The sequence below is a fragment of the Paenibacillus sp. J2TS4 genome (assembly GCF_018403245.1).
Classification (GTDB): Bacteria; Bacillota; Bacilli; order Paenibacillales; family NBRC-103111; genus Paenibacillus_L.
On the sequence record NZ_BOSH01000004.1, the window covers coordinates 106,664 to 128,448 of the forward strand.

Consider the following 21,785-nt stretch of genomic DNA (forward strand, 5'->3'; position numbering starts at 1 on the left):
TTGCTCTCATTTCGACAGATCTACTGCAAATATACAGTAGATTCGGCCATTTAGGAGCGAAAATGGATGGATCTGAAGATTTTACTGTATTATTGCAGTCGATGATTGAAAACAAGCGGATTCCGGTCAAAAGTAATGTATTATTGCAGTCGATTATCAGCGTTGCTCCTACGCCTACGCTGCACCTACGCTGCGCTACACCTACGATGCGTCTAAACCCAGGGTACGCCTACGCTGCACCTACACCTACGCTGCGCCACACCTACGGTGCGTCTAAACCTAGGGTACGCCTACGCTGCGCCACACCTACGGTGCGTCTAAACCTAGGGTACGCCTACGCTGCGCCACACCTACACTGCCCCCAACGCATCTACGGTTACGCTCGTCCATCCTCGGAGGATACCGTCACGCGTGTTCTCATTAACTGTATTTTTGCGAGTGAATCCGAGCACTTCTTGGCGAACGAGCCAATAGCCGGTCTTTTTCTCACTTCAACGACCTCAATGCATATAGGGCCCGGTTCAAGTCTTTTTACGCGTCTTCCTTCTCGCTCATCTAATGATGCCACATTTATAACCCGGAAGGAAAGGCCTGAAATCGATATAGCTGTTTTTGCCTTGTCCAGAAAGAAGAAAAGAGGAGGCAAATAGGGATATTTTGCAGCTTGTCTGAATAGATTTACTCTAGGAGTCTGTCCCAAGAGGGTGGCGGCCGGAAGAAGCGATCTGCACCCCAGCAGTTATTCTCGCTACAGCTATCCTGATAACAACCGGTCCCGCCGCAGGATAAGCCAGGCGTCGAGGGCGGAACATCGCTGCCGGCACTATCGTTGTTATTGCAACGGATAACGGATAACTCGTCGTGAGAAGGTAGGCCAGGCAAACAGTAGGAGGGAAGTTCGGATGAGTCAGAAAAAATGGTACCAGATGTCGGCGGAGGAATCGCTGCAACAGCTAATGACCGACAGCGGACGGGGGCTGACGAATAAAGAAGCCCAAATACGCCGTGAGACGGTCGGGGATAATGCGTTGATGGAAGGCAAAAAAATATCGCCGGTGACGCTGTTTTTAAACCAGTTCAAAGATTTCATGGTTCTTGTGCTCATGGGAGCGACGTTGATCTCCGGATTGCTCGGGGAGTATTTGGACGCCATCACGATCCTGGTTATCATCCTGATGAACGGGGTATTGGGATTCATTCAGGAGTTTAGGGCAGAACGGTCCTTGCAAGCTTTGAAGGAGCTCTCAGCGCCGATGGCCAAAGTGATCCGTGACGGGAATCTTGTTCATGTGGCGGCTATTGAATTGGTACCTGGCGATATTATTATGCTTGAGAGCGGAGATCGAATTCCGGCGGATATCCGCTGGCTCGAAACGAACGGGCTGTATGTGGAGGAATCGGCTTTAACCGGAGAATCCGTGCCAGTCAGCAAAGGAGTGGAGCGGTTAAGCGGCGACGAGCTTCCCGTCGGAGATCAACGTAATCTCGGCTTTATGGGTACGATGATTACCCGAGGCACAGCACAAGGGGTGGTCGTTCGGACCGGGATGGATACAGAAATGGGCAAAATTGCCGATCTGATTCAGAACACGGAAGAAATGCAGACGCCGCTCCAGCATCGGCTTGAGCAGCTAGGGAAAATCCTTATTCTTGTTGCGCTTGGTTTGACGGTCATGGTCGTTGTAGCCGGATTGATCCATGGTCAGCCGGCCTATGGGATGTTCCTGGCGGGAGTCAGCTTGGCGGTTGCAGCTATTCCCGAAGGATTGCCGGCCATTGTGACGATCGCCCTGGCTATGGGAGTGCAGAGGATGATCAAACGCAAGGCGATCGTCCGCAAGCTGCCTTCGGTCGAGACTCTCGGCTGTGCTTCGGTCATTTGCTCGGACAAAACGGGCACGCTGACGCAGAACAAAATGACCGTCACGCATTTATGGCTTGGCGGACGATTGCTGGAGGTAAGCGGGGAAGGGTATGAGCCCAAGGGAGATATTTCGCATGAAGGCAAGAAGCTGGATCCCGGACGGGAACCGATGCTCCAACGCTTCTTGAAAATTGCCGCATACTGCAACAACGCGAAGCTGACGGAAATGCGCCCGCAGGAGGCCAAGGGCAAAAAAGCGAAAGAGGAAGCCGCGCCCACCTGGAGCATTAGCGGCGATCCAACGGAAGGCGCTCTTATTGTGTTGAGCGCCAAGGCCGGGATCTTGCCGCAGGCGGAGGAAGCCGCACGGGTCCGGGAATTTCCCTTTGACTCCGAGCGTAAACGGATGTCGGTCATCATCAACGACTCGGGAAGCCGGTGCGTCTATGCCAAAGGTGCTCCGGACATGCTCATTGACCAGTGCAGCTATTTACTGTGGGATAATAAAGTAGTCCCTTTTACGAATACGATGAAGCAGAAAGTGCTGGCAGCGAACGAAGGAATGGCCAAGTCGGCTCTCCGCGTCCTAGGTCTAGCCTATCGCGAGCTTAAACCGAGCGATTCCTGTTCCAGTGACAGCCAGGCCGAACGCAATCTCGTCTTTGTTGGCTTGGCAGGGATGATTGATCCACCGCGCAAGGAAGTGCGCGAAGCCATCCATAAATGCAAAAAAGCGGGCATTCGCACCGTCATGATTACCGGAGACCACCAAACGACCGCAGAAGCTATCGCCAAGCAACTGGGGATGATCCCGACGACCGGACTGGTGGTCAATGGGCAGCAGCTGGCGGCCATGACGGATGAGCAGCTGGATGCGAAAGCAGAGCAAATCTACGTATTCGCCAGAGTATCTCCGGAGCATAAGCTGCGGATCGTCAAGGCATTGCAGAAAAAAGGCCATGTCGTTGCTATGACTGGAGACGGAGTGAATGACGCGCCGGCGATCAAAGCGGCGGATATCGGCATCTCGATGGGGATTACCGGGACCGACGTATCCAAAGAGGCTTCCGCTCTTATTTTAAGCGACGATAACTTTGCCACCATTGTGGCCGCGATCGAGGAAGGCCGGGGCATCTATGAAAATATTCGTAAATTTATCCGTTATTTGCTGGCGTCTAATGTTGGAGAAATATTGACGATGTTCCTTGCGATGATGGCGGGCATGCCGCTTCCGCTCGTTCCGATTCAAATTCTATGGGTGAATCTGGTCACCGACGGATTGCCCGCTATGGCTCTGGGGGTCGATCAAGCAGAAAAGGATTTGATGCAGCACAAGCCCCGCTCCGCGAGAGAAAATATTTTTGCCCGCAGGCTGGGGTGGAAAATTATTAGCCGCGGGATATTAATCGGATTGTGTACCCTCGGCGCATTCTGGATAACTTTGCGCCAAAATCCCGGGGACCCGAGCCATTTGGTTAAAGCCCAGACGGTAACTTTTGCTACGTTGGTCATGGCTCAATTGATTCATGTGTTCGACTGCCGCAGCTCCCGCTCGATCTTTCACCGCAATCCGCTGCAGAACAAATATTTGGTACTGGCGGTGCTCTCGTCCGTTGTCCTGCTGCTCGGCGTTGTTTATATCGAGGCTCTGCAGCCTATTTTCAAAACCGTCAATCTGAATTTCCAGGACTGGGTGCTCGTTCTGATCGCGGCGGCCATCCCAACCTTTTTAATGGGAATCGGCAGTGTCATGTCGGGACGTTCTAATAAAAAAGGAGCTCGTTATACCTCCAGACCGATTACGAGGTAGAGAAGGAAGGGCTGCCTGAATTGGTCAAACTCTCTATTTTTCCATAAATCAAGGGTACAATTGGCTTAAAAAACGATATAAACGGTTAAATAGGTGGAAAAAGCTATGCATTGTCGCTTTTTTACGTTATGATAAGGGCAAAACCATATCATTTAAGGGTTCACAAAAGATAAGGATCGGTTATCCGGTCGATGGAAAAAGAGGATGTTGCCGGTCGGTCCGGTGGAGAGCAGGTTCCTAAGCATGGGACTGCAAGCCGCCGGTCCGTCTGTCGTTTAGCGGCAGCTTGCAATAGATTACTACATGCGATGCATAATAGGTGGGATGAGAGAGATGAAGCCGGATTTAAAAAAAGCTCTGCAAGAGCAAATTATTACGGGCGATGGAGCTATGGGAACTTACTTGTATCAGATCGGGTTTCCCATTGGCGTCTCCTACGAGGAGTTCAATCTGAACAAGCCGGAATTGATTGTCGATGTTCACCGCCGGTATTATGAGGCTGGAGCCCGTTTGATCGAAACGAATACTTTTTCTGCGAATCGGGAAAATTTATCCAAATACGGTCTGGAGCTGGAGGTAGCTTCTATTAACCGCGCCGGGGTAGCCCTTGCGCGTCAAGCTGTCGGGGCGGACGCTTATGTTGTCGGCGCCGTCGGCCCTGTTCGCGGCGGCAAGCGCAAAAGCCTGAGCAGCGAACAGATCGAAGCTGATTTGATCCAGCAGATGGAAGTTTTGCTGGAGGAGAATGTGGACGGATTGCTGCTGGAAACGTTCTATGAGCTGGATGAAATCCTTCTGGCACTGCGGTGGATTCGCAAGTCGAGCTCTGTTCCGGTCATTTGCCAGTTTGCGACAGAAGGCGGCGGCGCTACGAAGGATGGCGTTCCTTTGCAGGAAGCTTTCGCCAAGCTTAAGGAGGCCGGAGCCGATGTGGTCGGCTTTAACTGTCACAGCGGACCGATGGGGATTCTTCGTGCCCTGGATAAGCTGCAGCCGATAGAAGGAGTGCCCTTCTCGGTATTCCCGAACGCCGGCTTGCCCGGATATGTGGATGGCCAGTTCACCTATACGGCCACTCCGCAGTATTTTGCGGATACGGCGCTTCGTTTTGCGGATCGGGGGGCCCGGATTATCGGCGGCTGCTGCGGAACGACCCCAGACCATATAGCCGCCATGGCTAAAGCGCTCGACGGCTACCGTCCGGGTGTGGACCCTCTAACGGGAACTCCGCAAGCAGCCAAGAGACCGAATCGGCTGGAGATAGCCGCGCCGCGACGGGAAGTCGGGACAGCGCCGTCAAAGTCCGAGCCGTCCATCGTCGATCTGGTTCGCGAACGGCCTACGATTATCGTCGAATTGGATCCTCCCAGAGGACTGTCGATCGATAAGTTTATGGAGGGGGCCGCGGCGCTGACAGAGGCGGGTGTCGATTCGATCACGATGGCGGACAATTCGCTCGCCATGACCCGCATGAGCAATCTCTCGACCGGCTATTTGGTTAAGGAAAAACTCGGAATGCGGCCGCTTCTGCATATTGCATGCCGCGACCGCAACTCGATCGGAATGCAATCCCACCTGATGGGCATGCACGCTATGGGCATGGACCATATTCTTTGCCTGACGGGTGATCCGGCCAAATTCGGGGATTTGCCGGGATCAAGCTCTGTTTATGATCTGAATTCCATCGGCTTGATCAAGATGGCCAAGCAATTGAACGAAGGAATGGCCTATTCAGGCAAAGCTTTAAAACATAAATCCAAATTTGTTATCGGTGCGGCGTTCGATCCGAATGTTAAATATATAGAGAGAGCCGTCGCGCGTATGGAGAAAAAAATAGAAGCCGGGGCTGATTATTTCATGACCCAACCGGTATATGAACCGGAAATGATAGAAAGACTGTATGAAGCAACCAAACATATCCCGGTTCCGATCTTTATCGGGATCATGCCTCTTATCAGCGGCAGGAATGCTGAATTTCTGCATAATGAAGTGCCGGGCATCCGGATTTCCGACGAGGTCAGAAATCGGATGAGAGGGCTGGAACGGGAAGAAGGCCGGCGTGCCGGGGTTGAAATAGCCAAGGAGCTTCTCGATACCGCACTCCAATATTTTAAAGGCTTCTACTTTATGACTCCGATGCTTTATTACGATATGACCGTTGAGCTTACAAGGTATGTATGGAATCGTACGAATCGCTTCCACCCCCTTGTACCGGCAAGTGAAATCAATTAAAATATGGTATGGATGTGATGCAAATGCTACGCAGTATGACCGGATTTGGACAGGCTTTGCATCAGGCAGGAGGCTTCAGAATCCAGTTGGAGCTGAAATCCGTCAATCATCGTTTTAAAGAGACATTGGTACGCGTTCCCCGCCAGTGGAGCCATATGGAAGAACGGATGAAGAAGCGGGTACAGGATCAGCTCTCACGAGGCCGTATCGAAATATCGGTCGTTGTGGAACGGGACGCCTCATCGGTTCAGAAGACACAAATCAATTGGCCGCTGGCGGACGCCTATATTGCTGCCTCGCGACAACTAGCAGATAAATATTCTATGGAAGACACGCTTAAGCTCCGGGATCTGCTGTCTGTTCCCGATCTGATTTCTTTTAAAGAAGAGACAGAAGAAATTCATTTGGCCGAGGAAGCGATAATGGATGCTCTTCAGGAAGCGCTGGATCTGTTAGTTCAAATGCGAGAAGTCGAGGGGGCTCATCTGTATACCGATATAATAGGCCGCCTGCTTAATTTACGCGGTCGGGTCGCTCTTCTACAGGAGCTGGCTCCTGCGGTGGCAGACGATTACCGCCATAAGCTCAAGCAACGAATGGCAAGCTTACTGGGGGATCAGCCAATCGATGAACAAAGATTGGCCATGGAAGCAGCGTTAATGGCCGATAAAGCGGATATAGAAGAAGAATTAACCAGGCTAAACGGTCATTTTGATCATTTTGAAAGGATTATTGAAGGAACGGAGCCTGTGGGGCGCAAATTGGATTTTCTTCTGCAAGAAATGAACAGGGAAGCCAACACGATCGGCTCTAAAGCGAATTCCGCGGCTATCACAGCGCTTGTCGTTGAGATAAAGGCGGAGCTGGAGAAAATTCGAGAGCAGGTTCAGAATTTGGAATAGAGCTAGCTTTTGACGAACCCCAGGCGGACGTTTTAGACGGCTTGGCCGGGGCAAAACTATTGGGAGGAACAGAATGGCTATTAAACTTATTAATATCGGGTTCGGCAATATCGTTTCCGCCAACCGGATCATATCGATCGTCAGCCCGGAATCTGCGCCTATTAAACGAATTATACAAGAGGCACGGGACCGTCACATGCTGATTGACGCCACTTACGGAAGGCGGACCCGGGCAGTCATTATTACAGATAGCGATCATGTGATTTTATCCGCTGTTCAGCCAGAAACGGTGGCCCACCGACTCTCCAGCAAGGAAGATGATCATGACGAATAAGGAATGGATCTGGGGCGCGGAAGAAAGAGGAATCCTGATTGTGCTCTCCGGTCCTTCCGGAGTGGGCAAAGGAACGGTCTGCTCCGCTCTTCGCGCCATGTCCAAAGACCTCGTTTACTCGGTTTCCGCCACAACGAGATTGCCTCGTGATGGCGAAGTCGACGGGGTCAATTACTTTTTTAAGACCCGAGAGCAATTTCAGACGATGATCAAGCAGGATGAACTGCTCGAATGGGCGGAATATGTAGGCAACTACTATGGCACCCCCAAAGATTTTGTGGAGCGGACATTGAATGAGGGCAAAGACATCATTCTCGAGATCGAGGTGCAGGGAGCGCTTAAAGTGAAGGAGAAGTTCCCGGAAGGAATCTTTATTTTCTTGCTTCCGCCTTCTTTGGACGAGCTGCAGAATCGGATTGTCACCCGGGGGACGGAATCTGAGGAAACGATCCGTCAACGGATGTCTGCAGCAATAGACGAAATTAGCCTATCGGAGCATTACGATTACATCATTGTCAATGACCGCGTCGAATCGGCCTGCCACAGAATTCAGTCCATCATCGTGGCGGAGCATTGCAAGCAACAGCGGTTTCTTCCGAAAATTAAAAAAAGGATCGAAGAGGTGCTTTAGTCATGCTATATCCTTCTATTGATAAACTGTTAACCAAAGTGGACAGCAAGTACTCGTTAGTCGTGGCAGCATCGAAGAGAGCCAGGGCGCTGCGGGAAGGAGCGAAATCGGAGCTGGAGCATCCGAAATCGCACAAGCAGGTCGGAGTCGCGCTGGAAGAATTGTACGCCGATTACATTTATTACGAAAAACTAGACCATAAGAACGAATAGCGGCTTCTTCTGCTGGAATGTTATGTTTGATTTCGACAACCCTTGAGGTTGTTATTTTTTTCTGCGGCCGATACCGGAAGGTGCGGAGGAAAGGATGAGAGCATGAATCTGAAAGGGAAATCTATCCTGCTGGGCGTGAGCGGCGGAATTGCCGCGTACAAGGCGATTACTCTCTGCAGCAAGCTGGCTCAGGCGGGGGCGGATGTGAAGGTTATCATGACCGAATCCGCGGTCAAATTCGTTGCGCCGTTAACGTTTCAAACTTTGTCCAGACATCATGTCGTTACGGACACATTCGAGGAGAAGGATCCGTCAGTCGTATCGCATATTGATTTGGCGGATCATGCCGATCTGGTCGTCATCGCCCCCGCTACGGCCAATATATTGGCTAAGATGGCGCTTGGAATGGGAGACGATATGTTGAGTACTACCCTGCTTGCTGCTACAGCGCCGATTATTGTCGCTCCCGCCATGAACGTACATATGTATGAGCACCCTGCCGTACGCGCCAATATGGAGACACTTCGCGAGCGGGGAGTTCGCTTCATTGAGCCGGGAGAGGGCCAATTGGCCTGCGGCTATGTAGGCAAGGGCCGCTTGGCGGAGCCGGAGCAAATTTTTGCTGCCATAATCGATAGTTTTGAGCCCAATCGTCCCCTTCAGGGCAAGAAGGTGCTGGTAACGGCCGGAGGAACGGTGGAACGGCTCGATCCGGTCCGTTATTTGACTAATGATTCATCCGGTAAAATGGGCTATGCCATTGCAGAGGAAGCCCGGGCTATGGGCGCTGAGGTCGTGCTGGTCAGCGGTCCGTCCTCTCTGCCGAGACCGGCTGGAGTGGAGTTCGTTCCCGTCCTCTCGGCATTGGATATGCTGTCGGCCGTCATGGAACGGCTCGAGGAGATGGATGTTATTATTAAAGCCGCCGCTGTCGCGGATTATCGTCCTGCGGAAGCTTCTCCCGTCAAAATCAAGAAGAAGGATGAGGAATTGACGATCCGGCTTGTTAAGAATCCGGACATCCTGCAGCAAGTCGGAGCGCGAAAAACTAAGCAGTTTGTCGTTGGCTTCGCGGCGGAGACGAACGACCTGGAGGCGAATGCTCTGGATAAGCTCCGGCGCAAAAACTGCGATCTGGTGGTGGCCAACGATGTCACCCGGGAAGGGGCCGGCTTCGGAACCGACACGAATATCGTAACCATCCTGGACAAGAACGGAACAGCGGAGCGGCTGCCCGTGCTGTCGAAGCGCGAGGTGGCTCGCCATTTACTTCAAATTGCAGCCGATCGTCTCGTTTCCTCCGGAGGGGAGTAATCATGTACGCCAAGATCATTGTCGATGTGCCGGCCAGACAGACGAACCGCTCGTATGATTACTATGTCCCGCCGATGCTGATCCCTTGGGTAGACATTGGCAGCCGGGTGGGGGTTCCGTTTGGCAACCGCACCGTTCAGGGATTTGTCGTTGGCCTGACCGAGCGTCCGGACGTAGCTGCCGGCAAGCTGAAGGAGATCGCGGGCGTGCTGGATGCCTATCCTCCGCTGACTCCGGAGCTTGTCGAACTGGCGAGATGGATCAGCCGTACTTATTTATGCCACGAAATTACCGCTCTGCAAGCTATGATTCCCGGGGCGTTGAAAGCTAAATATGAAAGATTGGTCCGGCTGGAGCCGTATGAGGATTCGGATCTGGCCTTTCTGGTTCCCTCTCAGCTGGAAGTGATCCAATATATGGAGGCCAAAGGGACGGTGCCGCTGGATGAGCTCATCCAGCGCTACCCGTCGGAAGGCGGGTGGATCAAGGAACAAATTCGTGCGGGACGGTTCAGTGAAACCAAGTCGATTCGCGACCGAATCGGCCGCAAGAAGCTGCTGACCGTGTATCCCCCGGAGCCGCCGGAATTGTTGGAACAGTATGCAGCGGAGCTATCCGCCAGAGCCGCCCGGCAAAAGGAAGTTCTGGACTATTTGCGGGACAATCCCCAGCCAGTGGCGTTGGCTGAGCTTACGCGTAAGCTTGGGGTCGGGGCAGGTACAGTCAAAGGGCTGGCGGACAAAGGCTGGATCTCCATCCGCGAGGTCGAGGTGTTCCGTGATCCTTATGCGGAACGGTCCTTTCAACGGACCGAAGCTCTGCCGTTAACGCCTGAACAGGAACGGGTATTTCGTTCCGTCTCACGCTCATTAACCGATTCCATTCATCGGGTTTTTCTGCTTCATGGAGTGACGGGAAGCGGCAAGACGGAAGTGTACCTGCAATCGATCCAGCAATGTCTGGATCTCGGTCGGGAAGCGATCGTGCTCGTCCCCGAAATCTCGCTTACTCCACAGATGGTAGAGAGATTCAAGGGACGATTCGGCGATCAGGTGGCCGTGCTGCACAGCCGGCTATCGCAAGGGGAAAGATATGACGAGTGGCGCAAAATTACACTCGGCCAAGTCAAGGTCGCTATAGGCGCCCGCTCCGCTGTATTCGCCCCATTTAGCAGACTCGGACTCATTATTCTCGACGAGGAGCATGAATCGAGCTATAAGCAGGAGGACAGCCCGAAGTATCACGCGCGGGAAGTGGCGATCCGCAGAGCCCGGTATTACGGGGCGGCGGTTATTCTCGGCTCTGCTACCCCTTCGCTGGAGAGCTATGCAAGGGCCGTCGAGGAACAGCCTGACCATCCTTCAGCCGATGAGGAAGCTCTGGCCGCGAGCCGCCGCTACAGGCTGCTTGTCATGAAGGAAAGAGTAGAGGGACGCGCCCTGCCTCCGGTCTATGTGGTCGATATGCGGACCGAGCTGAAGGACGGCAACCGTTCGATGTTCAGCAGGCCATTGTATAAAGCGATCGAAAAACGGCTACAACGTAAAGAACAGACGGTTCTGCTGTTGAACCGCAGAGGCTACTCCACCTTCGTCATGTGCCGGACCTGCGGGCACACGCTAGGCTGCCCCCATTGCGATATTTCGCTAACCTATCATCAAAGCTCGCGAACGGTACGCTGTCATTACTGCGGATATGCCGAAAGGCAGGCTCAGGTATGCCCAAGCTGCGGCAGCGAGCATATCCGCTACTTCGGTACCGGAACCCAGCGGGTGGAGGAGGAACTGGCCAAGCTGTTCCCCGGCATCCGCGTCATCCGGATGGATGTCGATACGACGAGTGAGAAGGGCTCCCATGAAAAATGGCTGACGCAATTCGGCAACCAGCAAGCCGATGTACTCTTGGGTACACAGATGGTTGCCAAAGGACTCGACTTTCCGAACGTAACTTTAGTCGGAGTCATTGCCGCGGATACGGTGCTGAACCTGCCGGATTTCCGGGCGTCCGAGCGAACCTTTCAGCTGCTGACCCAGGTGGCCGGAAGAGCCGGGCGGCATCATCTTCCCGGTGAAGTGTTCGTGCAGACATATACCCCGGACCATTACAGCGTGCAGTGCGCCAGCCACCATGATTTCCATTCCTTTGTCAGCACGGAGCTGGAGATGAGGAAGCTCAGGGAATATCCTCCTTATTGCCGAATCATTCTGGTTACGCTGTCTCATGAACAGATTCCTCTGCTTGTCCGTGCCGCCGAAACGTTCGCGGCCCGGCTGAAGGAGAAGGCCTCCGCACAAGCGGCCCGTACGGGGGTTCCATCGGATATGGAAGTGCTGGGTCCGGTAGCTTCGCCCATTTCTCGCATCAAAGATAGATATCGGTTTCAATGTCTGATAAAATATCGGGCAGATACATCTGTTTCCGAGCGGGTCGCAGAGGTTGTTTCCTCTATGGACGATCTCGTCAGACAGGAGCGGCTGCAAATTAGCATCGATGTGGATCCGTATCTGCTGATGTAAATCGGATGCTCGGATGCATTAAACAACTATCAGCCTGAAGCAGGTTGACCAGCTCAAGCAGGTTCAACGGCTCGGCAGCTTGCTCAACTGGATAGCTCAAACCATTGAAGCAGCTTTGCTGCTCAATATAGCTCGAAATATCTCGGAACAGCCCAAATGGCTATATAAATTGAACTAAAGATCATAGATCATGGAGTGGAGAAAGAAAGATGCTTCCAGGGCGAGTTTTGGCTTTGTATTCCTACTATCCGAAGGCCCATCCAATAAATAAGCAATTTGTTGGTTCAGGGTCCCCGAAAAGTACCTGGAATCGCTTCGAAGCCCATCTTCACTTTTTGGGGAAGGAGTATGATGTCTGAAGCTTCGGAGGCACTTTCCTTCGGAACGGAATGATCGCTTTCTTTAGTGCACATATATAGACAGGCTAAACATGAAAAAAGGATGGTGCTCCTATGGCATTGCGCATCATAGTTAAAGATCCGGATCCGGTGCTCCGGGAAAAGGCAAAGCCGGTTCCCAAAATAACCCCGAACATCCACAAGCTGCTGGATGATATGGCCGATACGATGTACGACGCTCAAGGGGTTGGGCTGGCGGCTCCCCAGGTGGGAATTCTGAAAAGAGTTATTGTGATGGATGTTGGAGATGAGAATGGCCTTATCGAATTAATTAATCCGGAAATTATTGAGAAGGAAGGCGAGCAGTTTGGCCCGGAAGGCTGCTTGAGCATCCCGGGGCTGACCGGAGACGTCCGCCGCGCCCTAAAGGTTAAGGTAAGAGGGCTGAATCGGAACGGGGAGGAATTCGAGCTGGAAGGAACCGAATTGCTTGCCCGCTGCATTCAGCATGAAGTGGATCATTTAAACGGCGTATTATTTACGGATTTGGCCGAAAAAACGTACCGTGCAGAGCAGGATGAGGGAGAGTGAAGCGAATTTGAATATTGTATTCATGGGGACGCCGGATTTCGCCGTCCCTTCTCTGGAGATGCTGTTGGACAATCATTATCCGGTCAAGGCTGTTGTTACTCAGCCCGATCGGCCCAAAGGCCGCAAACGGACGCTGACGCCACCTCCAGTGAAACAGGCAGCTGAATTGCGGGGCCTCCCTGTGCTGCAGCCGGAACGTATCCGCCGGGAAGAGGCGGTCGAGCAAATCCGCCAGCTGGAGCCCGATCTGATTGTGACCGCGGCTTATGGGCAGCTTGTGCCCAAGTCCATACTGGAGCTGCCTCGGTACGGCTGTATCAATGTGCATGCCTCCTTGCTGCCCAAGTACCGGGGGGGCGCACCCATACAGCATGCAATTCTGCGGGGAGAGAAGGTAACGGGAGTTACCATTATGTATATGGCGGAAGGCTTGGACACGGGCGATATGATCAGCCGGGTGGAAGTGCCGATTACCGATGACGATACGGCGGGAACGCTGTTCGACAAGCTGAGTCTCGCCGGAGCGGAGCTGCTGAAGCGCACGCTGCCCGACCTGTTGGCCGGCAAAGTGCAGGCGGTGCCCCAAGATCACGAGCAGGCGACGTTGGCACCCAACATTCGCCGCGAAGACGAGAGGATCGACTGGAGCCGTCCCGCCAACGAGCTGTACAATCAGATTCGCGGACTGAACCCGATGCCCGGCGCGTTCACCACCTGGAACGGACAAGTGCTGAAGATATGGGCCAGCCGCAAGCCGGAAGGTGCAGGTCCTGGCGCTGCATTGGGCGGGATCGCCGGAGAGCGGGATCATGCAGCCGCTCCGGGCACGGTGCTGAAGGCCCTCCCGGAAGGGCTGGAGGTAGCTACCGGTCAAGGAAGCCTATGGCTGACGGTGATTCAGCCTGCAGGGAAGAAGGCGATGGATGTCGCTCAAGTGTTAAGAGGAACTAACCTGCCCGAAGGAACTATACTGGGCCAATGATAAGTAAAGGAGGCGGCGCTGGTGAAAGCAACCCCATCCCCCCACGTTGAACGAACCGCCCGCGAGCTTGCCGTTGAATTGTTGACGCGAGTAGACCGGGAACGGTCCTATAGTAATCTATTGCTTAACCAGATGCTGCGCAAGTATAAGCTGGAGCGGCTGGAAGCGGCTTTCGCGACCGAGCTGGTATACGGGACGATCCAGCGGCGGAATACGATCGACTATTTCCTTGGCCGATTTGTTGCCAAGGGGCTGACTAAGCTGGAGCCTTGGGTGCGAAATCTGCTGAGAATGAGCTTCTATCAGTTGTACTATTTAGACAGAGTGCCTCCGCATGCCGTCGTTAATGAGGCTGTTAATATCGCCAAGAAGAAAGGGCATCGCGGCATATCGGGGATGGTTAACGGCGTGTTGAGGAATGTGCTTCGTCAGGCGGAGCAGCTTGTATTGCCGGAAATGAAGGACCCGGTTCAAAGCATTGCGCTGCGCCATTCCCATCCCGAGTGGATGGTCTCCCGCTGGGTGAAGCAATTCGGAGAGGAAACGGCAGAGCGGATATGCGAAGCGAATAACTCTGCTCCGAGCTCCAGCGTGCGCGTCCAATCATTGCGGAGCAGCCGGGAGCAGATGCTGGACCAGCTGCGTGCCAAAGGTATAGAGGCCGCCCCATCTCCGCTTGCGCGAGACGGAATTGTAGTGCAGCAAGCCGGGAATATGGCGGATTCGGAAGAGTACAGGCTTGGACTATTGACGATTCAGGACGAGAGCTCCATGCTGGTGGCCGATGCCGTCGATCCCTCGCCGGGAATGAAGGTGCTCGATTGCTGCGCCGCTCCGGGAGGCAAGACGACTCATCTGGCTGAACGAATGAATGACGAAGGAGAAATCATCGCCTGCGACGTTCATGAGCACAAGGAGAAACTGATCCGCGAGCAGGCGGATCGGCTGCAGCTTTCCTGCCTTCACACAATCGTGACGGATGCACGAAAACTGCAGGAACAGTATGCGCCGGGCACGTTCGATCGGATTTTGCTCGATGCCCCCTGCTCCGGACTGGGGGTTATCCGCCGTAAGCCGGACCTGAAATGGGCTAAAAGCGAAGCGGAAATCGAAGAGGTTGTGAACGTTCAGAGCGAGCTGCTGGAAGCGGTACATTCGCTCTTGAAACCAGGCGGAATCCTCGTCTACAGCACGTGCACGGTGGAATATAATGAGAACGAAGGACAGGTGCGCCAATTTTTGGAGCGTCATCCGCAATTTGCGCTGAGCGAATTTCCGCAGGCTCTGACGCAGTTGGAGCTGCCCGTGAGCAGAAGGAGTAAAGGAATGCTCCAGCTGCTCCCGCAAGATTATAACAGCGACGGCTTTTTTATCGCTCGTCTGCAGAAATTGACTTGATCGAAGCTACCAAAGGCTCGCAACAGGGGAAACGTGTTTACGGCCCTGTTTTTATGTTAAGATAGACAGGATTAGCGACAATACTTGAAAAACAGGTTGTGATCCATATATGAAACCATTTGTTTATGATTTGACATTTGAAGGTTGGGGGCAGTGGGTGAAGGAGAACGGTTTGCCGTCTTTTCGCGCCGGTCAAATTTTTGACTGGCTGTATGTGAAAAGGGTGGACTCTTTCGAAGCGATGACCAACCTGCCCAAGTCTCTTCGGGAAAAGCTGATCGAGCAGTTTCAGTTCGTCACGCTGAAAGAAATCGCGCAGCAGCAATCCAAGGATGGGACGGTCAAATTTTTGTTCGAGCTGCAGGATAAGCATGCGATCGAGACAGTGATAATGAAGCATAGTTACGGAAACAGCGTCTGTGTGACGACCCAGGTCGGCTGCCGTATCGGGTGCACGTTCTGTGCTTCCACTCTGGGGGGGCTGAAGCGGGATCTCGCTCCGGGAGAAATTGTGGCCCAAATTGTCAAAGCCCAAAAGCTTCTCGATGCTGACGGCGAAAGAGTCAGCAGTATCGTTATTATGGGGATTGGGGAACCTTTCGAAAATTATGAGGCGATGATGACCTTCCTTCGTATTATGATTCATGAGAAGGGTTTGAATATCGGGCAGCGCCATATTACGGTATCTACCAGCGGGATTGTTCCTAACATCTACCGGTTTGCCGATGAAGAAACGCAGATCAGCTTGGCTATATCGATTCACGCACCGAATGATGCGCTTCGCTCCAAGCTGATGCCGGTTAACCGCCGGTATCCCTTTGCCGATTTGATCGAAGCGTGCAAATATTATGTCAACAAAACAGGAAGACGGCTGACGTTTGAATACGCGTTGATGGGCGGTGTCAACGACCAGCCTGAGCATGCGGAAGAATTGGCTGAAGTGTTGAAGGAGATTCCGCTTTGCCATGTCAATCTGATTCCTGTCAACCATGTGGTAGAGCGTAAATTTGTCCGGACGCCGAGGGAGGATATTTTTGCCTTCCAACGTATTCTGGAAAAGCATAAAATCAACACGACGATCCGCAGGGAACAGGGCAGCGATATTGCCGCCGCTTGCGGGCAGCTGCGCGCGAAGCACATGGAGACAAGTAAGAGGTGATGACGAATGAGGATGGCTAACCGAAGCGATGTCGGTCGAATTCGGATGGTTAACGAAGACTCTGCAGCGGTAGTGCCCGACTGTCAAGGATATTCGCTGGCCATAGTCGCTGATGGAATGGGTGGCCATAAAGCCGGCGATATAGCCAGTCAAATGGCGATCGAGAAGATGCAGGAATATCTCGTCCGCTCTTTGCGGCCAGGCGCCAGCTCCGAAGAATGTGGAGAGTGGATCAAGCAGGCGGTGTATGAAGCGAACCGTTCCATCTTTGAAGCGGCCTCGCGAACGGTGGAGTACAGCGGGATGGGAACGACCGCCATCGTTACGTTGGCCGACCGGAATCGTCTGATTTTGGGCCATATCGGAGACAGCCGTGCCTATTTGCTGAGCAATGGGCAATTACGTCAATTGACAGAGGACCATTCTCTGGTCAACATGTTGATTAAATCCGGACAGATTACTCCCGAGGAAGCGGAGCAGCATCCGCGGAGGAATATTCTGACGAGGGCGCTCGGTACAGATGAAGAGGTGGACGTGGATATTATCCAGGCCGCATGGGCGGAAGGGGACGTCGTGCTCGTTTGTACGGATGGATTAAGCGGAGCCGTTCCCAAAGAGGAGCTTCGGCTCGTTCTGAATTCTGAAGGAGATCTGGACGAGAAGGCGAACCAATTGGTCAATAAAGCGTTGGAAGCTGGCGGAGACGATAACATTACCGTTGTTCTGATGGCCAACGAATCCAATCATTCGGAAGGAGCGAGGTGATGGAGAAGTGACAGGTCAGATACTCGGCGGAAGATACGAAATCCTGGAGAGAGTGGGCGGGGGCGGAATGGCGCTCGTCTACAAAGCTCATGATCTGCTGCTTAATCGCCACGTGGCTGTTAAAGTGCTTCGCCAGCAATACATTCACGACGAAGAATTCATCTATCGCTTCGGCCGGGAGGCTCAATCCGCGGCTGCGTTATCCCATCCGAATGTGGTCAGCATTTATGATGTCGGGCAGGACGAGGATACCCATTACATCGTGATGGAGTATGTGGAAGGGATGACATTGAACGACCTGATCAAGCAGAAAGCTCCGCTGCAGGTCGAGGAAGCGGTCCACATCGCTTCGCAAATTTGTGATGCGCTGGACCATGCCCACGCGAATGAAATTATTCATCGAGATATTAAGCCGCACAATATATTGATTGGAAAGAACGGCAGGGTAAAGGTCACCGATTTCGGCATCGCCCGGGCGGGAACCTCTTCAAGCATTACCCAAACCGGTTCAGTCGTCGGTTCGGTCCATTATTTTTCACCGGAGCATGCCAAAGGAATTGCGGCCGGAGCCAAGTCCGACTTGTATTCACTTGGGATCGTATTGTATCAAATGCTCACAGGGAAGCTGCCTTTTCTCGGCGACAGCCCTATTAGCGTGGCGCTGAAGCATTTGCAGGAGGACGTAGAGGAGCCGCGCAAGGTGAACCCTCTCATTCCGCAAAGCGTAGAGAATATCATACTGAAGGCCATGCGTAAAAATCCCGAGCAGCGTTATCAATCGGCGGCCGAAATGCTCCGTGATCTGGAGACCTGCCTTCTGCCCGAGCGAAGGAATGAGCCGCGTTTGGCGGAACCGGAGGAGGACGACGGGGACGATGACGAGAAAACAAGGATCGTACCTGCCATTCGTTCGAATCACCCCGGTCTGGAGCCTGAGCCTGACGGGAAAGAAAAGAAGCGAAAGAGAACCGGTGTCTGGATTTGGACTCTCGTGTTCCTGGTCGTTGTCGGCGCTCTGCTGGCGGGAATTTATTATGTCAAAAGCCAGTTCGAGGTTAAAGACGTTCCTGTGCCCGATTATATCAACAAGCATGTGGACGAAGCGGTAGCCGAACTAGAAAGTGTTAATCTTGTCCCTAATATCGTGGCATATGAACATAGCGATGAAGTGGAGGAGAATTATGTTATTGATCAAAACCCTAAAAATACGACAATCAAGGAAGGCAGCACCGTTGAGCTGACCGTTAGCCTTGGAGTGGAATTGCCGAAGATGAAAGACTATGTCGGCAAGAAATGGGCGGACGTAGCCAAGGAAATGGAGGCATTAGGGATTGATAATTCTCGCATCGATGTGAAAGAGAAGCACGATGAGCAGGCGGTTGATACTATTCTGGAGCAATTCCCTGAGCCGAATGAAGAATTCGACCCGGCCAAGGTGGAGATCAAATTAACGGTCAGCCAGGGTCTGGAGAAGTTCCCAATGCCTGATTTGACCGGGAAAACGGTGGAGGAAGCGGACGCTACCCTGCTGCAGAAGAATTTGAGCCGCATCAAGGGTAAGGAAGGCGTTATTGAGAAGCCGTCTTTTTCACAGCCTAAAGGCAAAATTTACGATCAATGGCCTTACAAGCCGAATCAAGAGGTCGAATCGGGAACGAACAACATTATTTACTATGTCAGTTCGGGGCCTCCGGAAGATGCGGGGCAGCTTCTAGTTACCTTGCCGGAGCTGAAGCCGAAAGAGGAAGGAAAGGATTCTTCCTTCAAAATCATTATTACCGATGCCCAGTATGAAAATTACGAATACCGGACCTTCGAAATCTCGAAGCCTGATCTGCTTAATGTTCCAGTGATCGTAACGAAGGAGCGGAATGCGGTTATTCAAATGTTCCGCGACGATGCTTACTATGATTCGAGAACGGTCACCTACAACGATTATTTAGAGCACAAGCACGGACCCCGGCAGAACGAGACTGAGTCTTCATCTGAGCCATTGGGGGAAGATCAGCAGACTAAGGCGACGCCTGAGCCTGGGGGAGATCCCACACCGCAACCGGGGGGGCAATAAAGATGCCGCAGGGAATGATCGTCAAAGCATTAAGCGGTTATTATTATGTACTTCCGGATGGAGATGGACAGGATCGGGTTCAATGCCGGGCCCGAGGTATTTTCAAGAAGAAGAACGTGAGTCCTCTGGTAGGGGACCGGGTGATTTACGAGGTGACGGAGAACGGCGAGGGGACGGTGGATGAAATTATGCCCCGTTCCACGGAGCTGATCCGTCCTCCGGTCGCCAATGTTGAGCTGGCCGTGCTTGTCTTTTCTGTTGCCGAGCCCGTCATCAGCTTGCCGCTGCTGGATAAATTTCTAATTCATACGGAGAGCGTCGGGTTGGAGACGGTCATCGTCTTTACGAAGCATGACTTATTGGCGGAGGACACTGGCGGTTCTTCGGCGCAAACTGATTTCCGGCGTATCCGTCATATTTACGAATCGATCGGGTACCCGATCGTTACGACCAGTGCCATGGCTGGAGACGGACTGGAAAGCATCCGAGCGCATCTGCAGGGAAGGATCAGTGTCTTCGCCGGGCAGTCGGGGGTCGGCAAGTCCTCGCTGCTCAATGCGCTTGTTCCGGAGCTGAATTTGCAGACAAGCGAGATTAGCCACAGGCTGGGAAGGGGCAGGCATACGACCCGTCACGTGGAGCTGATTGCGTTGGAACCGGCCGGCTGGGTTGCCGATACTCCCGGCTTCAGCCAGCTCGACTTCATGAATGTGGAGGCGGAGCAGCTGGCGGACTCCTTCCGGGAATTCCGCACTTATTCGCCAGGCTGCCGGTTCCGCGGCTGCCTGCATCAGCACGAACCGGGCTGCAAAGTCCGCGAGGCGGTCGAGGCCAAGGAAATCGCTGCTACAAGATACGATCATTACCTGCTTTTCCTGACGGAAATCAGGGACAAAAAACGGAGGTATTAATTTTGGGGAAGCTGCGAATCGCACCATCCATTCTGTCTGCCGATTTTGCGCGGCTGGCTATGGAGATTAAAGAAGTGGAGAACGGAGGAGCGGACTGGATCCATGTCGATGTGATGGACGGGCATTTTGTTCCGAATCTGACTCTGGGTCCCATTATTGTCGAAGCGATCCGGCCGGGCACCTCTTTGCCGCTGGACGTCCATCTGATGATCGAGAAGCCGGAGCGTTACATCAGCGCTTTCGCCAAAGCGGGAGCGGATTACATAACGGTGCATGCGGAAACCTGTCCGCATCTTCATCGCACCCTGCACATGATCAAGGAAGAAGGGGTCAAGCCGGGAATCGCGCTCAATCCCGCCACACCTCTGTCCGTGCTGGACCATGTGCTGGAGGAAGTCGACTTGATTCTTATCATGACTGTTAATCCCGGCTTCGGAGGACAGCGCTTTATTAGCTCCATGCTGTCTAAAATCCGCGAATTGCGCCGCCTGGTTGCAGAGAGCGGGCGCGATATCGCCATTGAGGTGGACGGAGGGATCAATGAGCAAACGGCTCCGCTTGTTGTCGAGGCGGGAGCTGATGTGCTCGTAGCCGGAAGCGCAGTGTTCGGTGATCGCGACCGGGCAGCCGCCATCCGCCGGATTCGCGCGGCAGGAGAAACCTAATGCGTAAATTGCTGCTGCTTGTACTAAGTTTGGCCGCCGGTGCTTTGATGACGGTTTTTGTATTTATGTCAGGGTTTTACAAGCATCTCTTTTCGTTAGGCGCAGTCCTGATCGGAATCTACGTATTCAAGACATATGAGACTAAAGGACCTAAGATTGCCTTTATCGTCCTGACCTTGATCTTCTCTTTTTTACTGCCACCCACCTATGTTTTGATCGCTTATGCTAACGGTTGGTATGTTCCTCCGCAATTTTTGGAAGGCGTAGAGTAAAAGATGAGGAATCAAGAAGGGGATTTGGGAATATACTGGGTTACAGAAGCCGCTGGCTTTTGTAGCCCTTTTCTTTTTTTTGCCACATAGAGAATGTTATAAAGTTTCTGCTTCCTGAATAGCTTCCAATTCTATTTAGCGATAAACATCCTCTAAATGCGGCCGTTCATCCTGCATTAATCCAATAGAAGCTTTTTGATCGCTCCGGATAAGACAGGACTTCAAAAAAACTTAAATACGCTGGTTCCGCTCAGGCACTTTTTGTCGTAAAGCAGAATATAGTAAATAGTAATGATAAGTTCAGGAAAGACGGGGATGGAAGCGGACGGTGACGCAAAATCGATTTTTGAAGCCGTTTGGTGACAAACTGGTTAGGAGGGGTAGGAATGAAGTTTTATACGATCAAGCTCCCGAAGTTTTTAGGCGGGTTTGTCAAAGCAATCCTGAATACCTTTAGTAAAAATTAACGTCCTTCTACTTTCGGGAGAAAAAAAAGCACCTCATGATAAGGTGCTTTTTGTCTATGCGCTAATTCATTACACACGGGTAACTTTCCCAGATTTCAATGCGCGTGTGCTGACATAGACGCGCTTTGGCTTACCGTCCACGAGGATTCTTACTTTTTGCACGTTAACTCCCCAAGAACGTTTGGTTTTGTTATTGGCATGGGAAACATGATTTCCCGATTTTGGCGATTTACCGGTAATAAAGCATTTGCGAGCCATGAATTCCACCTCCTCTGACGCCCTTCAAACAACGTCTTCAATCGTCAATCTCGTTACATAAACATACTACAATATGATAGCACAGCGGAAAGTTAT

The 21,785-nt window shown here is 52.6% G+C and carries 19 protein-coding genes; 18 read left to right on the forward strand and 1 reads right to left on the reverse strand.

Going from position 1 to position 21,785, the window contains the following annotated elements; all coding sequences use genetic code 11:
• Positions 1 to 902: 902 nt before the first annotated feature.
• The 18 genes from KJS69_RS10645 (at position 903) to spoVM (ending at position 21,431) form a co-directional block, all read left to right on the forward strand.
• Positions 903 to 3,674 (forward strand): calcium-translocating P-type ATPase, SERCA-type, encoded by a 2,772-nt coding sequence (locus tag KJS69_RS10645; RefSeq protein WP_213583744.1) that lies wholly within the window; start codon positions 903 to 905, stop codon positions 3,672 to 3,674.
• Between the two features lie 333 nt (positions 3,675 to 4,007).
• Entirely contained in the window at positions 4,008 to 5,906 is a 1,899-nt protein-coding gene (locus KJS69_RS10650) for a bifunctional homocysteine S-methyltransferase/methylenetetrahydrofolate reductase (protein WP_213583745.1), read from the forward strand.
• Positions 5,907 to 5,929: 23 nt separating this feature from the next.
• Positions 5,930 to 6,808: a YicC/YloC family endoribonuclease gene (locus KJS69_RS10655; protein WP_213583746.1), complete on the forward strand. Its 879-nt coding sequence runs from the start codon at positions 5,930 to 5,932 to the stop codon at positions 6,806 to 6,808.
• Positions 6,809 to 6,881: 73 nt separating this feature from the next.
• Entirely contained in the window at positions 6,882 to 7,142 is a 261-nt protein-coding gene (gene remA / locus KJS69_RS10660) for an extracellular matrix/biofilm regulator RemA (protein ID WP_213583747.1), read from the forward strand.
• Positions 7,132 to 7,773: a guanylate kinase gene (gene gmk, locus KJS69_RS10665; RefSeq protein ID WP_213583748.1), complete on the forward strand. Its 642-nt coding sequence runs from the start codon at positions 7,132 to 7,134 to the stop codon at positions 7,771 to 7,773. The genes remA and gmk overlap by 11 nt, the downstream gene beginning before the upstream one ends.
• Before the next feature lie 2 nt (positions 7,774 to 7,775).
• Positions 7,776 to 7,985 carry a DNA-directed RNA polymerase subunit omega gene (rpoZ, locus tag KJS69_RS10670; RefSeq protein ID WP_213583749.1) on the forward strand — a complete coding sequence of 70 codons (210 nt, stop codon included), beginning with the start codon at positions 7,776 to 7,778 and terminating at the stop codon, positions 7,983 to 7,985.
• Between the two features lie 102 nt (positions 7,986 to 8,087).
• Complete coding sequence (gene coaBC / locus KJS69_RS10675) at positions 8,088 to 9,299, forward strand: bifunctional phosphopantothenoylcysteine decarboxylase/phosphopantothenate--cysteine ligase CoaBC (RefSeq protein WP_213583750.1); 1,212 nt, start codon at positions 8,088 to 8,090, stop codon at positions 9,297 to 9,299.
• Positions 9,300 to 9,301: 2 nt separating this feature from the next.
• On the forward strand, positions 9,302 to 11,815 hold the full coding sequence (priA, locus tag KJS69_RS10680) for a primosomal protein N' (RefSeq protein ID WP_213583751.1): 2,514 nt from the start codon (positions 9,302 to 9,304) through the stop codon (positions 11,813 to 11,815).
• Positions 11,816 to 12,267: 452 nt separating this feature from the next.
• Positions 12,268 to 12,744, forward strand: a complete 477-nt coding sequence (def, locus tag KJS69_RS10685; RefSeq protein WP_213583752.1) for a peptide deformylase — start codon at positions 12,268 to 12,270, stop codon at positions 12,742 to 12,744.
• Between the two features lie 7 nt (positions 12,745 to 12,751).
• A complete protein-coding gene (gene fmt / locus KJS69_RS10690) occupies positions 12,752 to 13,726 on the forward strand; it encodes a methionyl-tRNA formyltransferase (RefSeq protein WP_213583753.1) in 975 nt (324 codons plus the stop codon).
• Positions 13,727 to 13,747: 21 nt separating this feature from the next.
• Entirely contained in the window at positions 13,748 to 15,124 is a 1,377-nt protein-coding gene (rsmB, locus tag KJS69_RS10695) for a 16S rRNA (cytosine(967)-C(5))-methyltransferase RsmB (protein ID WP_213583754.1), read from the forward strand.
• A 109-nt stretch (positions 15,125 to 15,233) separates the two neighbouring features.
• A complete protein-coding gene (gene rlmN, locus KJS69_RS10700) occupies positions 15,234 to 16,283 on the forward strand; it encodes a dual-specificity RNA methyltransferase RlmN (protein ID WP_213583755.1) in 1,050 nt (349 codons plus the stop codon).
• Positions 16,284 to 16,289: 6 nt separating this feature from the next.
• The gene (locus tag KJS69_RS10705) at positions 16,290 to 17,048 is read left to right on the forward strand and encodes a Stp1/IreP family PP2C-type Ser/Thr phosphatase (RefSeq protein WP_213583756.1); all 759 of its coding nucleotides are present in this window, start codon (positions 16,290 to 16,292) and stop codon (positions 17,046 to 17,048) included.
• A gap of 7 nt (positions 17,049 to 17,055) precedes the next feature.
• Positions 17,056 to 19,116, forward strand: coding sequence for a Stk1 family PASTA domain-containing Ser/Thr kinase (pknB, locus tag KJS69_RS10710; RefSeq protein WP_213583757.1), 2,061 nt, complete (start codon positions 17,056 to 17,058; stop codon positions 19,114 to 19,116).
• Positions 19,117 to 19,118: 2 nt separating this feature from the next.
• Complete coding sequence (rsgA, locus tag KJS69_RS10715; RefSeq protein WP_213583758.1) at positions 19,119 to 20,027, forward strand: ribosome small subunit-dependent GTPase A; 909 nt, start codon at positions 19,119 to 19,121, stop codon at positions 20,025 to 20,027.
• Between the two features lie 2 nt (positions 20,028 to 20,029).
• On the forward strand, positions 20,030 to 20,692 hold the full coding sequence (gene rpe / locus KJS69_RS10720; protein WP_213583759.1) for a ribulose-phosphate 3-epimerase: 663 nt from the start codon (positions 20,030 to 20,032) through the stop codon (positions 20,690 to 20,692).
• Complete coding sequence (locus KJS69_RS10725) at positions 20,692 to 20,964, forward strand: hypothetical protein (protein ID WP_213583760.1); 273 nt, start codon at positions 20,692 to 20,694, stop codon at positions 20,962 to 20,964. The genes rpe and KJS69_RS10725 overlap by 1 nt, the downstream gene beginning before the upstream one ends.
• A 386-nt stretch (positions 20,965 to 21,350) precedes the next feature.
• Positions 21,351 to 21,431 (forward strand): stage V sporulation protein SpoVM, encoded by an 81-nt coding sequence (gene spoVM, locus KJS69_RS10730; RefSeq protein WP_010269764.1) that lies wholly within the window; start codon positions 21,351 to 21,353, stop codon positions 21,429 to 21,431.
• 69 nt (positions 21,432 to 21,500) lie between these two features.
• On the opposite strand, the gene rpmB is transcribed toward spoVM, so the two are convergent.
• The gene (gene rpmB, locus KJS69_RS10735) at positions 21,501 to 21,689 is read right to left on the reverse strand and encodes a 50S ribosomal protein L28 (RefSeq protein ID WP_213583761.1); all 189 of its coding nucleotides are present in this window, start codon (positions 21,687 to 21,689) and stop codon (positions 21,501 to 21,503) included.
• Positions 21,690 to 21,785: the final 96 nt, after the last annotated feature.